General features: G+C 43.7%; 13 protein-coding genes. 7 read left to right on the plus strand and 6 right to left on the minus strand.

What is annotated here, in order from left to right:
• Positions 1–314 precede the first annotated feature (314 nt).
• The 6 genes from D5I41_RS02520 to D5I41_RS02545 are packed head-to-tail and all read right to left on the minus strand — an operon-like array spanning position 315 to position 6,344.
• Complete coding sequence (locus D5I41_RS02520) at positions 315–1,436, minus strand: BatD family protein (RefSeq protein ID WP_119008347.1); 1,122 nt, start codon at positions 1,434–1,436, stop codon at positions 315–317.
• Positions 1,433–2,959: a tetratricopeptide repeat protein gene (locus tag D5I41_RS02525; protein ID WP_162892775.1), complete on the minus strand. Its 1,527-nt coding sequence runs from the start codon at positions 2,957–2,959 to the stop codon at positions 1,433–1,435. Before D5I41_RS02525 ends, D5I41_RS02520 begins: the two co-directional genes overlap by 4 nt.
• Positions 2,952–3,941: a VWA domain-containing protein gene (locus D5I41_RS02530; RefSeq protein ID WP_119008349.1), complete on the minus strand. Its 990-nt coding sequence runs from the start codon at positions 3,939–3,941 to the stop codon at positions 2,952–2,954. Before D5I41_RS02530 ends, D5I41_RS02525 begins: the two co-directional genes overlap by 8 nt.
• Positions 3,938–4,453: a DUF4381 domain-containing protein gene (locus tag D5I41_RS02535; protein WP_119008350.1), complete on the minus strand. Its 516-nt coding sequence runs from the start codon at positions 4,451–4,453 to the stop codon at positions 3,938–3,940. The genes D5I41_RS02530 and D5I41_RS02535 overlap by 4 nt, the downstream gene beginning before the upstream one ends.
• Positions 4,453–5,379 (minus strand): DUF58 domain-containing protein, encoded by a 927-nt coding sequence (locus tag D5I41_RS02540; RefSeq protein WP_119008351.1) that lies wholly within the window; start codon positions 5,377–5,379, stop codon positions 4,453–4,455. Before D5I41_RS02540 ends, D5I41_RS02535 begins: the two co-directional genes overlap by 1 nt.
• Positions 5,380–5,381: 2 nt before the next feature.
• Complete coding sequence (locus D5I41_RS02545; protein WP_119008352.1) at positions 5,382–6,344, minus strand: AAA family ATPase; 963 nt, start codon at positions 6,342–6,344, stop codon at positions 5,382–5,384.
• A 324-nt stretch (positions 6,345–6,668) separates the two neighbouring features.
• Between D5I41_RS02545 and D5I41_RS02550 the strand changes: the two genes are divergently transcribed.
• The 7 genes from D5I41_RS02550 (at position 6,669) to D5I41_RS02580 (ending at position 13,540) form a co-directional block, all read left to right on the plus strand.
• Entirely contained in the window at positions 6,669–8,315 is a 1,647-nt protein-coding gene (locus D5I41_RS02550; protein WP_119008353.1) for an arylsulfatase, read from the plus strand.
• Between the two features lie 70 nt (positions 8,316–8,385).
• Positions 8,386–8,748, plus strand: coding sequence for a hypothetical protein (locus D5I41_RS02555; protein ID WP_119008354.1), 363 nt, complete (start codon positions 8,386–8,388; stop codon positions 8,746–8,748).
• Between the two features lie 119 nt (positions 8,749–8,867).
• Positions 8,868–10,187 (plus strand): anaerobic sulfatase maturase, encoded by a 1,320-nt coding sequence (locus tag D5I41_RS02560; protein ID WP_119009215.1) that lies wholly within the window; start codon positions 8,868–8,870, stop codon positions 10,185–10,187.
• Positions 10,184–11,185, plus strand: coding sequence for a tetratricopeptide repeat protein (locus D5I41_RS02565; protein ID WP_119008355.1), 1,002 nt, complete (start codon positions 10,184–10,186; stop codon positions 11,183–11,185). The genes D5I41_RS02560 and D5I41_RS02565 overlap by 4 nt, the downstream gene beginning before the upstream one ends.
• A 2-nt stretch (positions 11,186–11,187) precedes the next feature.
• Entirely contained in the window at positions 11,188–11,586 is a 399-nt protein-coding gene (locus D5I41_RS02570) for a hypothetical protein (RefSeq protein WP_119008356.1), read from the plus strand.
• A gap of 185 nt (positions 11,587–11,771) precedes the next feature.
• Entirely contained in the window at positions 11,772–12,677 is a 906-nt protein-coding gene (locus tag D5I41_RS02575; RefSeq protein WP_119008357.1) for a LysR family transcriptional regulator, read from the plus strand.
• 359 nt (positions 12,678–13,036) lie between these two features.
• Positions 13,037–13,540, plus strand: a complete 504-nt coding sequence (locus D5I41_RS02580) for a general stress protein (protein WP_119008358.1) — start codon at positions 13,037–13,039, stop codon at positions 13,538–13,540.
• Positions 13,541–13,547 lie beyond the last annotated feature (7 nt).

Below are 13,547 nucleotides of genomic sequence, written 5' to 3' on the forward strand. Positions count from 1 at the left end.
TGCTGAGGCTACTTAGACCCTCGATAGAAACACTCGAGGGTGACGTGAAAGCGCGGCTTTGGCAACTCCGTCGTCTCCGAGAGCTTTTATCGGAGACCTATTCAATTGCTGAGCTACTTAGACCCCCGATAAGAGCACTCGAGGGTGACGTGAAAACGCGGCTTTGGCAAAAACACCCAGGGGTGACATGGATAAGTACAGTTGCCGACCTAAGCCGTTTAAATATTAGTCGTCACATACGGCAACCATGCGTTTTCGTATAACTCTTTTGACTGAAAGCGGTAACGCTTGATTTGCGAGCGTTCGATATTGAACTACAAAGAAAGGTACAGTTTAAGCCTTTGCCATTTGCTCACTTCCTTGTTTTGCTTAAATTGGCATTCAAGTGAATCTTTCACCAAGGCTTGATCCCGACTTATCTCTACAAGGCGCGTCGCAGAGGTATTCGATGATTTGTTATCCGCCTTTGAATAGCAACTATTAAGCCAACTTGGACCTGCGCCAAACAGCATCTCTTTTTGGCTCAAGATAAACGCCCAACATTTCGTCAGCGCAATTCGAATCATCCACAATAAGAACACCCCACCAGTAATGGTAATCACCCACCAAAGGAGCTTGTGGTAGTCAATGCCACCTGCATCAAGGTTGACCGCCTTGGCTGTCCACTCTTCTGCTTGTTTTTGCTGTGGATTCCACCAAGTTAGCTGTTCACCGCCTAAGCTATATTGACCAGGTTTATCTATGCTGTAACTGACAGTCTGAACCAAGGTCGTAGTGTGGTTACCTCGCAAGTAATCTGATGTCACCTGTGGCTCCATCAAAGACACGCTGACACCTTCAGGTGCCGAAGGCGCAAAATCCGGCATCATAAAGGTTGATGTATTATCCGCTTTGATCGTAATCCTTCTTTGGACGATATCCCCTTTTCGAAAATGTTGTGCAAGCTTTGCACCATCGAGACCCCAATCATCTTCAATGCTAACCTTGTCAGAAACCAAGTAACCCGACTCACCCTTCAAGGCGGCGGGCGATTTCACCATGATAGCCACAGGGTCAGTTTTAAGCTGTGTTTTTACCACTTGTAACTCATCGTCGACCGTTGAAAGAGTGACAGTCATCGAAGGTATGAGATACACACCTTCTTTGTTTGGATAAACCTGTATCGACCAACGCTGGCTTGCCACCTTTTCTCCATCAATATAAGAAAACCCTGACACCACCGATGTTTTCTCTTGTTTCACCATAGCGTTAGAAATGTAGGGAGCCGAAAATTCAGGGCTGTCCATAAAGTATTGATTAGTAGCGGCCAAGAACTCGAGGTTAACTTGTTCTCCTGGTGCAACATTGTGCTTATCGACCGAAAATACTAACTGAGGAGCGGCAACCGCCTGTAGCGATGCCAGCATCAATAAAAAGAGTGTGACCAGCCTTTTCATAGGTTCATCTCCCGATTGTATTCACTTAGGAATTTTCGTCTGACAAAGTCCTTAGGATCCAAACTAATATCGCGTAGCCACTTGTCTGTCGCGGCATCGCTGGTCAACACATCGGCAGCCTTAAGTTTCGAGTGAGGGATCTGTCCAAACGATTTTCGTTTCGCTCCATCAGATATCTCATTCACATCCTTAGGTGGTGGCGCAGCGTCTTTTGACGGCGGATGTGAGTCATGCTGATTCTCGCTGAGCTTCTTCATTTCTAACAAGATAGCATTCACCAACTTCAAGTTATGCTCTGCTTTCTGGTTACTAGGTTGAACTTTCAGAAGAGCAACATACAGTTGTTGTGCTGTTTTATAGCGCCCATCTTGAGCTGCCGCATTTCCCATATTGAAAATGGCGGTTTCGTCACCCGTCTTAGCAAACTCTTTCTGAGCGCACTTAAAATCCTCTTGGTAATAACAGGCCACCGCTTTCCAGTTGGGGTCTTCAAACTGCTCTTCTGCCTGCTCGTATTTACCCATATACATCAAGGCCATCCCCTGCTGATCCTTGGTCAAGAACCAATCCGTCACTCCTGCCTCTGAGCTCTGGCTGTATGGCATCAACAACAAGAGACACAAAGACCACTGCAAGGTCCATCCCTTACGAAACCACAAGGCAACAAAGATAGCGCCAATGATGATTAACCAGTGGGATTCATCTTGCCAGTGAGTGCTTTCAGAACCTCCAGCTTGGGTATTCAGAAAGTATTGCTGCAAAGCATCATCACTAATCCCCATGCTCACACCGTCAAAACTAGGGATATAGAGGTCTTTACCTACTTGTTTACCTAGATCATTTAAATACAAGGTGGCAGCTGTAATTTGGTGTTCTTGTATAAAACCTGCCAAAGCCTGTTGCCCAGAAGAAACACCATCGGTCACCAGCAGCAAGCTCGAACTGTCGAGTTTCAGGCCTTTGGTCATGCTTAATCGCTCAACTAAAGACGACAACTCTCCTCCGTCTTCAGGCATCACACCCGGCTCTAGATACGACAAATAAAGAGACAATAAATCTTGATCTTCCGAAGGCGGTAACAGTATGTGGCTAGATCCTGCCAGTGCAACTATCGCAATGGGACGATTGATCCCAGACGTTAGTAGGTTTTTCACAACAAGTTGAGCCTTCATATTGCGGCTAGGAAGCACATCGGTTTTATTCATCGATGATGATTCATCCATCACTATATATAGCGGTGGATTATCCTCAGGTGACGTATCTGATACTCTCCATACAGGCTTTGCCAAAACACCGATAACAATAAGGACAACCACAGTGACTGCCACTATCGGCCCATAGCCCTGCTTCTTATTTGGCTTATCAACAAGCTCAGCTAACAAGTGAGGAGCAATGGCCTTAGTCGGTGCCAATAAACGACTGCGTCGTTTATACAGCAAATAACCAATCAAGATGATCAAGGGGATCACTAGAGCAAAATAATTGGGTTCTAGGAAATGGAATGTCTTTAAGAAATTAAGCATTTGAACGCCTCGCCTTCCATTCATACACACTCAAGCCAAACCACATGACAAAGTAGTAACCAATGAGGGTCATTAGGATGTATGGATAGAGATAGATATACGGTTGATAGCTGCTTTGTTGATAGTGGCTTTGTTCTATCTGATTAATCTGAACCAGAACAGCATCCAATGCGCCCTTATTCATTGCGAGAAAACTCTTACCGCCAGTCAATGCAGAGACTTGTTTTAAGGTATCGACATCAACCTTGGCATTATCATCTTGGGTTGCAGGGTTACCCATAGCAATCGTATAGATCTTCACATCGCGGGTTTTCGCGACTTTTGCCGCCTCAATCGGTGGTAATTGACTCGATGTATCACTCCCATCGGTCACCAGAATCAACACTTTTTGTGGTGCAGAAGAGCCATCGAACGCGCGAATACTCAAACCAATCGCATCACCGATAGCGGTGGCAGGCCCTGCAATCTCTGTAGATAGGCTCTCAACAACTTGTGTCCACGTAGAGGGTTGATCGGTAAAGGGGACTTGTAGGTAAGCCCCCGTTCCAAACGCAATCAAGCCCAAACGATCGCCCTCTCGGTTGGCAGCAAACTTCTGCATTAGCCCTTGAAGAGCCTCCCAACGAGACGATAGCTGACCATTCTCTATTGGAAAGTCTTCTTTATTCATTGATTTAGAAAGGTCTAGAGCAACCATTAGGTCGCGTGCGGTCTTTTGTTGCACAACCTTGTTCCCTAATAACACAGGCTGCGCCGCACATAGCACCAATACACACCAAGCCACAATCAAAGAAGCCTTTTGGATCTTATTACTGCGTGGCACAAAGCTACTCTTTTGCGCTTGTTTGCCTGTGGTGTTCACAATCTTTTGGAAAAATGAGGCTCGTACAGCAATATCACTTTGACGATAAGCGGGCAGACCAAAATAAACAACGGGAGCGAGCAAACCTAACAACAGCCACCATGGCGATAACAGTGTCATAGTGAAACCCTCTTCTGTGGCATGTGTTTTTCGATCCACTGGACTGCGGCCTCAACAGATGACAGGTTGAGTTTGTTGTTATTCTCCCAGACATCAGGTGATTGATAGGTTACCGCCTCAAGATGTTGCTGGATATCAGCCGTGAACAAGACAGACTCCGCGGAGAGATTAAGAAAATCAAACCACTCTTCGCCAGTTAATCCGCCAATGGCCAAGTCTGGGTAAGCCTGGTTAGCAACCTGGCGTAATTGGCTTGGAACCAAGGCAATTGCGTCATCTGCAGACGAAGCACTAAGGTTTTTGACCGCTGCTCGTCGATAAGCATTGATATTCCATCGATGAACCTGCCACCAAACAACCAAGGCGACTGAGGCTAAAATCACAATCAAAGCTGCCCAAGCCCCGAACGTTTGGGGTTTAAAAGATACCGCTTGAGGCAACATAATGTCATTGAAGCCCTTGAGCAGATAATTGCCAAATATCTGAGGTTTAGGTAAGTCTGGAGTAAACATTATCTATTCCCCTTTAAAAGTTGGCTCAACTGAAGGTATGGCTCATCCACCGTATTAAAGTCACCAAAAGGTAAACCTGATTGATGGATGGCTTTGTGTATGGAAGCGAGCTGATCAGAAGTCGCTGCTTGGTAGCGTTGTATGTCTTTTGGGTCGTTATCGAGCTTTATCTGTCGATAGCCGTCACTGATCACCAGATCTGTGGCTGTTTGATAATCCAGCTCTAATAGATCGGTGACCAGTAACACTATGACGTTGTGTTTCATTGATAGGCGCTTGAGCAGCGATATATCACTCTCAATTAGTTCCAAGCCATCAATCACCAAGACCAAGGTGCCACTGCTTCCAAGCATGTGTAGATTTTCAGACAAGATGTCTTGAAACTGAGACTGCTCACGTGAAGTCTCTGGAAGGGTGTCACCCAATGACTGATTCACTCTAGCTATGCTAGACATGAACTGAGTGAGCTGTGAGGTCATACGTGAAGGCATTTGAGTTGCTGATTTCTGCGAACCTAGTACAACACCACCCACACGATCACCACGTAGGTGTAATAGCCAAGCCATTAGTGAGGCCATATGTGCCGCAACAACAGATTTCATATAAACCTGGCTACCAAAAAACATGTTTGGACGTTGATCACAAACGATCAATGCCGGTCTATCGGTTTCTTGAGTAAATACCTTAACTACACGATTCTTCGCTCTAGAACTCGCCTTCCAGTCAATATTTTTAATATTGTCGCCGACCCTAAAGGTGCGCAATTCTTCAAAACTTAAGCCTTGTCCACGAAGTTTGGAACGGTTTTGTCCAGAGAAGATACCACTAGGTCGAAACTGCCCACTAAGCGCCAATCTTTTTGCCTGGTTTTTGAAACCAAGTAGCGTAGAACTGTCTACGAAAAGCCGTGTATCTAACATAGTCATGCTCAACCAATCGCTATTAACTTTAGAATCTCATCGACAACGGTGCGGCTATCAATGGCATCGGCCATTGCATCAAAGCTTAATGTAATACGATGGCATAGAACCGCATGTACGACCGCTCTTACATCATCGGTATCCACATAGTTTTTACCTTGAATCAGCGCATATGCTCGCGCAGCTTTATCCAATGCAATGGTCGCCCTCGGGCTTGAGCCTATGCGGATCCACTGCTTCAAATCAGAATCTAGATACTGTTCAGGAGAACGAGTCGCCATGACTAGATCGACAATGTAATTCTCAATTGATGGCGATACGTACACATCTAAAAGTAGTTTTCTAGCCTGCAATATCGACTCAGGTTCTATCTGCTCAATCGTCTCAACAATCTTTTGCTCCTGTTTCACCAGTTGCAAAATGGCCAGTTCATTATCTCGTGTTGGATAATCAACCTCGACCTTCATTAAAAATCGGTCTAATTGCGCCTCAGGTAACGGGTAAGTACCCTCTTGTTCCACTGGGTTTTGAGTAGCGAGTACAAGGAATATTTCTGGTAACGCATGGCTTGTTCCGCCAACGGTCACCTGTCTTTCCTCCATTGCTTCTAAGAGTGCAGACTGAACCTTAGGTGGAGCACGGTTGATTTCATCGGCCAATAGGATGTTGGCAAAAGCTGGCCCTTTAACAAATGACATGACTCCATCGTCGCTAAGGGATTCGTATCCCACTACGTCACTTGGCATAAGGTCCGGAGTAAACTGAACGCGGTTGAGGGTTAAATCAAGGTTTTGAGCCAGGGCTCTTACCGAACGTGTTTTAGCTGTACCGGGCAAGCCCTCGAGCAGAACGTGTCCATCGGTCAAGAGTGCAATAAGCAGTGACTCAACAACATGTTGCTGGCCAACGACTTTTTTCGACAATGACTCAAATAATGTTTGTATATCGTTATATACACTAGTCTCTGACATAGCTTTATCCTCAACTTTTATTGGCTGAGATAATATGTCTTTGCTTTGAATAGATAAATTAGCCCTATGACATAGTGGATTAAATATAATTAAATCCAAGGTAAACCTAATTAGTCCATCCCCTCCTAATATACTCCACACGAATGCAAGTTTTATTCACACCTTTATATTCCCACTCATTAAATACGCCTAATCAATGATGAATGAAACTAAATCGACTTTTCAATATTGCTATTTTTTAAAGCTCATTGTTTCCATTAATATTCACCGCATAGCAAAAAGCTACACAGATTTATAACTCTATAAATATATGAGCAAATACATATGAATATACCATCGAAAAAAACATTGCTGACCTCAGCATTGCTGGCGATGTCAGCATTGTCATCGGTAACGGCGACAGCTGCACATGCAGCTCCAAAAGCACCGACTGAAAAACCTAACATTCTTGTTATGTGGGGTGATGACATTGGTTTGTGGAACATCAGTTACTGGAACCGCGGCCTAATGGGTTACGAGACTCCGAACATCGACAGAGTCGCGAACGAAGGTGTTGCTTTCACTGACTACTACGGCGAACAATCTTGTACCGCAGGTCGAAGCGCATTCATCACAGGTCAAGACGGTCTTCGTACCGGCATGACTAAAGTAGGCCTTCCAGGCGCTCCACAAGGTATCGCTGACGATGACATGACCACAGCCGAAGCACTTAGAGATATGGGCTACATGACGGGTCAATTCGGTAAAAACCACTTAGGTGACAAAGATAAAGATTTACCAACTAATCATGGTTTTGACGAGTTCTACGGCTTCCTTTACCACTTGGATGCAATGGAAGAACCAGAACATGATTTCTACCCTAAAGATCCTAAGTTCTTAGAGCAATATGGCCCTCGTGGCGTGATTCACTCTACAGCAGATGGTGAGATCAAAGACACGGGTCCATTGACTATCAAGCGCATGGAAACTATCGATGATGATGTCACTGCTCATGCGATGAAGTTTATGGATAAAGCACAAGCTGCGCATAAACCATTCTTTGTATGGTGGAACTCTTCGAAAATGCACTTCAAGACTCACACTAGAGCGGAAGATCGAGGCATTTCTGGTCAAGGCTTCTACAACGATGCAATGGTTGCTCACGATAGAAACGTTGGTCAACTTCTAGATTACTTGGATGACCATAACCTAACAAACAACACCATTGTTATGTACGGTACAGACAACGGTCCACACTTCAATGCGTGGCCTGATGGTGCAATCACTCCTTTCCGTGGTGAAAAAGAAACTAACTGGGAAGGCGCGTACCGCGTACCTGCTTTCGTTCGTTGGCCTGCAGGTAAATGGGATGGTGGTCGCGTACTAAATGGTATGGTTTCAGGTCTAGATTTCCTACCTACCTTTGTTGCTGCGGCAGGTAACCCTGACATCAAGGCAGAACTAGCAAAAGGCGGTTTCAAAGCAAACAATAAAGAATTCAAGATCCATCTCGATGGATACAACATGAATGATTACTTTGCTGGCCGTACTAAAGAGACTCCACGTAAGAGCATTATGCTCTACAACGCTGATGCTCAAATCGTAGCGATGCGTTACTCACAAGATAACTACATCGGCGGCGGTGAAAACCACAGCACTGATTGGAAAATTGTGTACGGTGAGCAACGTGCGAAAACTATGGCTCTTTGGGCTGAACCGTTCACATGGTTACGTCTACCTAAGATCTTTAACCTTCGCCAAGACCCATTTGAGCGTGCTGACCAAAACGCAAATGGTTACTGGAACTGGGAAATCGACAACGTCTTCGTATTCTACAAAGCTAATAAATTAGTTAAAGAACACTTGATGACTTACAAAGATTACCCACCATCACAACGCCCTGGTTCATTCACAATGGATGGCGCAAGTGAAATGGTTTACAAAAACTTTGGTATCGGTGCTGGCGGTTCAAAAACTCAAACTGCTAAATAAGCAACACAAATATCAACTGTAAATAAAAGGGTGAATGCGAATTCACCCTTCATTTGTTCTGGAGAATACTATGTATAAATCCCTCTTAGTCTTGTTGATGATTTCTTCATCCTATGCACATGCAGCAATTCAAGATGACGCCAATAGCGCCCTGCTAGAAAACATTTCTCGTTTTAACCAATACGAGCAAACGGCGACTGAAATGTCGCAAGGGCAAACCAATATCGTTCCTGCAAGCGCGCAACAGAATCAAATGGTACAAGCTACGCCACAGGTCGTAACGACACCAACCAGAGTGTCCCCTAACCCTTCTCAAGTTGGACAAACCACTACTGGCAGCAGTTCAGTTTACGAATCAGTAAAGATATTGATCAGTAGCGGGACATTATCAGATAAAGAAAAAATCAAACTAATCAGCATGTTGAGCTCTTAATTAGACTCGATTTAGTCTCGTTTAATTTACATCTAAGTACAGCTATTCGATTGATTGGCAATGGATGCCTTATAGTAGATTTCAACAACAAAACACTAGAAAGGTTAACTATGAGCGACATGACTTCAATAATCCAAGCTGGCCCTCAGTTTAATGGTCAAGCTTCTAAGCGTATGCACGTAATGGCTAAACCTATTGGCGCCGCATGCAATCTAGATTGCGATTATTGTTATTATTTGAGCAAAGAAGATCTGCTCGAATATAAAAAAGGATGTACGCCTCAATTAAACGATGAAAATCTAGAAAAATTTATTCGTGACTATATCCAAGGTCAAAATACTCCTGAGATTACATTCTCTTGGCAGGGTGGTGAAGCAACCATGCTGGGTATTCCTTATTTCGAAAAAATTGTTGAATTTCAGAAAAAATATCAACCAGAAGGCGTTGTGATCTCAAATGATCTTCAAACCAACGGTACTCTATTAAATGACAACTGGTGCCTATTCCTTAAACAGAATAACTTCCTAGTTGGCTTGAGTATTGATGGCCCAGAATTACTTCACAATACCTATCGTACTAACAAAGCTGGCCGTGGCACGTTTAAGCAAGTAATGAAGGCTGTTGATTTATTGCATAAGCATGAAGTGAAGTTTGCCACCCTAACCTGTGTGAACAACCTTACAAGCCGAAACCCTCTAGAGGTATACCGCTTCCTGAGAGATGTGGTTAAGTCTCCTCAAATGCAGTTCATCCCAATAGTTGAAATGAAAACCTTTAGAGAAACAGCGCCCAATACTTGGGATATCAGCGAACGATTAACTCAAGGTGACAAGCGACTCATTCCTGGCCAAAAAGATTCTGTTGTTGAACCTTTTTGCGTCTCTGATCATGCTTGGGGCAACTTCTTAATCGAGGTCTTCAATGAGTGGATCTGCAATGATGTGGGTACCGTATTCGTTCAGTATTTTGAGGCTTTGCTTGAGGCATGGATGGGACACAGAAACCCACTATGCACCCTTGGTGAGATGTGTGGTAAGGGTCTGGCTATGGAACCAAATGGTGACGTATATACCTGTGACCACTACGTATATCCAGAGTACAAAATTGGCAACATTGCCGAAACTGACCTGCAAGATATGGCGTTCTCTCCAAAACAACAACAGTTTGGTACAGCCAAATCTAAATCTCTGCCAAAACAATGTCGAGAGTGTGACTATAAATTCGCTTGTTTTGGAGAATGTCCAAAAAATCGCTTTACCCGAACTCAAGATGGAGAAGATGGGCTGAATTACCTTTGTGCTGGTTGGAACAAGTTTTATCGCCATGCCGATGCAGGATTTGCATTCACATTAAGAAGACTAGGCTTACCTGTTGCACATGGGAAACATAGCGACAAAGTGCTTGCCGGAAAACAAATACTACCGGAACACAGAGCATGAAGACGAAAATATTAGGTACGTTAATCGCTGGATTACTCTCTTTTTCTGTATTCGCCAATGGACAACCACCAGCGAATTACAACCCCAATGAGAATGATCCTGCCTACATAGCGCAAGACCAAGCTCAAACAGTACAAAATAGAATATCGGCCCTAGAATCATTGCGCACCGCGCCTTCACAAAATGCCTTGATAGCCATTGCAAGAGCACTAAAAGAAGATAATGAGCAGATCCAAGAAGCTGCGATTATAGGCAGCCATGGACTAGCGATTGAGTATCGCTGGAAGTTGGTTTCACCGTTTCTAAATAGCACGAGTCCATCCCTGACCCGAGCCGCGACATACAGCTTGGTTAGAGGATACCCTCAGCTCAATGGAGAAATGCGCTCTGAACTGGACAAGCACATTCCAGTCTTGGAGAAATATTATGTTTCTCAAGAAGATACATTCTCAAGATTCAAACTTGCTGAATTATACCGCTTGACTGGTCAAGCGGATAAAGCCATCGCTGAGTACAATGTGCTTGTCGATGAAATACCACAGAATCAAGCGGTATGGGTTGGGCTTTCTGAGTCATACCGTTGGAAAAAAGATGATAAAAGCGCCCTAGATACCCTAGATAAAGGCATCAGCATAAACCCAAGTTCATCACAGCTTTATTATGCGAAGTCTTTAACGCTGGTCCGCCAGGGTAACAAGGTTGATGCGCTATCGGATATTCGGTCGGCCGCCATTCTTGCTGAGACTAATAGCTATTACTGGTACCTGTATGCGGTAATGCAAAAGGAAGTAGACCTAAATCAGTCAGTACCTTTGTTTGAACATGCGTACCAATTATCTGGAGCACCCGATCAGCTATATGCCCTATGCGATGTATACATAGAAACGAATAATGCTGCAGCGTCTTCTTGCTTGAAAGAACTCAAGCCTATGCTGCCACAGACAGCATTTGAGACACTACAGTCCAAGTTACAAAGAAAATCAACTGAGTTACCATAAAAATGAAACAATTCAAAAACTTATTAAAAGGTATCGCTTTACTAGTCGTGGTACTTTCTGGATTCAATGCCCAAGCGAGCGAAGGCCCGATACATGCCAAAGACAGTGAAGTCTCAGCAGTCAAGACCATAAACAAGCCTTACTTCGACGCCTTCAAAGGCAGTGTTGAAGATAACTGGGTGTATCAACTGTCCAACAATAACCAGCTTCAGGCTCATTGTTATCTATCCAAGAACGAGTCTTTCGCCATTGGTGAAAAAACCAACTACACAAACATCCAAATGGAATGTATTCAAATTGGACAATCCACGCGAGTTTTCTGGCCAACTCGATGGGTAGAACATTGCCAATCAGTCGGTAAGCCCTATAACCAATGCATTATGGAAGAAATCAAAATCTAACTTCCCCCTAAATCTATCCAAACGACTATTGTCGTTTGGATTCTACTTCGCCCCATTAGCCCAAAACTGCTTGCTTTATTCACCTCAAGGATTGAGTCAGTATTTCATTGATTCAAATACAAAAACAACTATAACAGCCATAGAAATGCACTATGATTAAAGCTCGATAAACAAAGAGAAAACTTATGGATCTTAATCTGTTAAAGACATTTGATGCTGTTATGAAGTCCAAAAGTGTGAATGAAGCGGCTGAGATATTAAATATTACTGCACCTGCGGTCAGTCACGCTCTCAATCGACTCAGAGATCAGTATCAAGATCCGCTATTTATCAGGCAGGGTCGTGGCATCGTACCCACAAACTTTGCAATCGAACTCCATAGCGAGATCCAAGAACCTCTCAGCTTTCTCTTAAATGGTTCTAAATCGAGACAAGATTTCGAACCCTCAAAAAGCCAACGTACCTTCCGTATCTCTAGCCATAAAGATATTGATTTGATGTTGGTGCCAGCATTGACTCGATACAAAAAAGAGGTCGCTCCTCACGTCGTTATTCAAGCCGATATTGAACACCTAAATGAAGTGGATAGACAAGATGATCTGCGTCGCAGAAAAGTGGATGTGATCATAGCAACGGTCCCCCTTTCTGATCATGGCTACCACAATGAATTGATATTAGAGCTCGAAGCTGTGGTCGTAGCCAGCAAACGACATCCAACAATTCAAAAAGCACTTACCTTCGATGAATTCATGAAAGCACAACATGTAACGTGGCGAACGCAAAGACAAAGTACTAACGTGGTTGATTCTATTTTCATGGAAGGCGACTTGCCAATGCGACACGTCTCCTATTCAACCGGGTCTTTGTTAACAGCAATGCACCTAGTCTCAGAGACCGATTGGCTTGGGGCTTGCGGAAAGTGGCACGCAGATACATTCGCAGAAAAACTGGGATTGAATATCTTTCCACTGCCCTTTGAATCGAAGAAAGTACCTATCTATATGACCTGGCATCAATCACAAAAGCGAGATAAGGGACATGAGTGGTTTAGAGGCACCATTAAAAAAATAGCTCAAGAGATCATCGACTAAGCCTGAACAGAGAGTCAAAACTTTGACTCTCTGAATTCTTCACTAACACCCATCCCACAACCTATCCTACTCAGTGCATATACAGCAATTTCCAATTAGTCACTAAATACACCTAATTGTCGATTTAGTCCTATTTATTTCAACACACTTCCCGCCCCCTAAAAACCAGTTTAATTAGAACTTAAATACCATTAAAAACAAGCGACTAATCAATACTTACGCCTAATAAGGGACCGTTGACTGTTATTTTAATTAAACCAAACTAAATCGACTATTAAAAATAATGCCATCGTTCTATCTAACTACATTCATTAATATATTCACCATCAATTAATAATATTTGGTTGGAATATTCAAATATGGAACACAATAAAATCGTTGCAATCATCGAGACCCATAAAGAAGCAGAAGCGGCTATTGCTAAGCTTGCGGACAATGGATTTGATATAAATCACCTCTCTATCGTTGGTAAAGGCTACCAAACGGAAGAACATGCAACCGGCTTCTACAACACGGGAGACAGGGTGAAATCTTGGGGGAAATCTGGTGCTTTATGGGGAGGGTTCTGGGGCGCTCTTGTGGGGTCTGGTATGTTCTGGATTCCAACCTTTGGGGCTCTTCTCGTGGCTGGGCCCTTTGTATCAGCACTTGCTGGCGCTATCGAAGGAGCAGCAGTCACCGGAGGTTTAAGTGCATTAGGTGGTGCGTTAATGAGCCTTGGAATTCCTAAAGACAGCATCATCAAGTATGAGACTGCCCTTAAAACCGATAAATACCTTGTTGTAATGAACCTAGATAGCAATGAAATACAAAGAGCAAAAACCTTGTTAAATGAACACGATATCAGTCTACACCAGTCATGATTCCTAA

The sequence above is a fragment of the Vibrio superstes genome (assembly GCF_003569005.1).
GTDB lineage: Bacteria > Pseudomonadota > Gammaproteobacteria > Enterobacterales > Vibrionaceae > Vibrio > Vibrio superstes.

Coding starts and splice junctions, on each gene's coding strand:
- D5I41_RS02570 (WP_119008356.1), top strand. CDS start 11,188: ATGAAACAATTCAAAAACTTATTAAAAGGTATCGCTTTACTAGTCGTG.
- D5I41_RS02530 (WP_119008349.1), bottom strand. CDS start 3,941: ATGACACTGTTATCGCCATGGTGGCTGTTGTTAGGTTTGCTCGCTCCC.
- D5I41_RS02555 (WP_119008354.1), top strand. CDS start 8,386: ATGTATAAATCCCTCTTAGTCTTGTTGATGATTTCTTCATCCTATGCA.
- D5I41_RS02560 (WP_119009215.1), top strand. CDS start 8,868: ATGACTTCAATAATCCAAGCTGGCCCTCAGTTTAATGGTCAAGCTTCT.
- D5I41_RS02550 (WP_119008353.1), top strand. CDS start 6,669: ATGAATATACCATCGAAAAAAACATTGCTGACCTCAGCATTGCTGGCG.
- D5I41_RS02525 (WP_162892775.1), bottom strand. CDS start 2,959: ATGCTTAATTTCTTAAAGACATTCCATTTCCTAGAACCCAATTATTTT.
- D5I41_RS02540 (WP_119008351.1), bottom strand. CDS start 5,379: ATGACTATGTTAGATACACGGCTTTTCGTAGACAGTTCTACGCTACTT.
- D5I41_RS02520 (WP_119008347.1), bottom strand. CDS start 1,436: ATGAAAAGGCTGGTCACACTCTTTTTATTGATGCTGGCATCGCTACAG.
- D5I41_RS02535 (WP_119008350.1), bottom strand. CDS start 4,453: ATGTTTACTCCAGACTTACCTAAACCTCAGATATTTGGCAATTATCTG.
- D5I41_RS02545 (WP_119008352.1), bottom strand. CDS start 6,344: ATGTCAGAGACTAGTGTATATAACGATATACAAACATTATTTGAGTCA.
- D5I41_RS02565 (WP_119008355.1), top strand. CDS start 10,184: ATGAAGACGAAAATATTAGGTACGTTAATCGCTGGATTACTCTCTTTT.
- D5I41_RS02575 (WP_119008357.1), top strand. CDS start 11,772: ATGGATCTTAATCTGTTAAAGACATTTGATGCTGTTATGAAGTCCAAA.
- D5I41_RS02580 (WP_119008358.1), top strand. CDS start 13,037: ATGGAACACAATAAAATCGTTGCAATCATCGAGACCCATAAAGAAGCA.